Origin of the sequence: Psychrobacter sp. CAL346-MNA-CIBAN-0220 (assembly GCF_040309805.1) — a bacterium.
Taxonomy (GTDB): Bacteria; Pseudomonadota; Gammaproteobacteria; order Pseudomonadales; family Moraxellaceae; genus Psychrobacter.
Genome location: NZ_JBEOPF010000084.1, coordinates 1 through 301 on the forward strand (window position 1 = coordinate 1; position 301 = coordinate 301).

Annotated in this window: 1 protein-coding gene; it reads right to left on the bottom strand. The window is 36.9% G+C overall.

The window, feature by feature from the left end; translation table 11 throughout:
- Nucleotides 1-219: twin-arginine translocase subunit TatC (locus AAEY88_RS12790; RefSeq protein ID WP_350562984.1), on the bottom strand; the 219-nt coding region annotated here is incomplete at its 3' end.
- Nucleotides 220-301: the final 82 nt, after the last annotated feature.

The window sequence follows — 301 nt, forward strand, 5'->3', positions numbered from 1 at the left end:
TTTAAAGGGAGAAAAAAATGGCGCAGTGACATGCGTTGCTATCATAGTGGCAGTACTAGGTAAATGAGCGACTAGAGGAGCAGCTACAAACGTATAAATATCGTTTGCAAAGTAAACCAAACCAATAAATATCACTAAAATACTCAATAGCGATTTTATCAACCGGTCACGCAACTCGATTAAATGAGCGACAAATCCTGATTTTACTTCTTCAGTCATTGTTTTCTATACCTGCATTAAGCGCATGAAAAAAGAGAGTGCCATAATTATTTAGAGTCATCTGTTGCTTGGTTATTAGTGG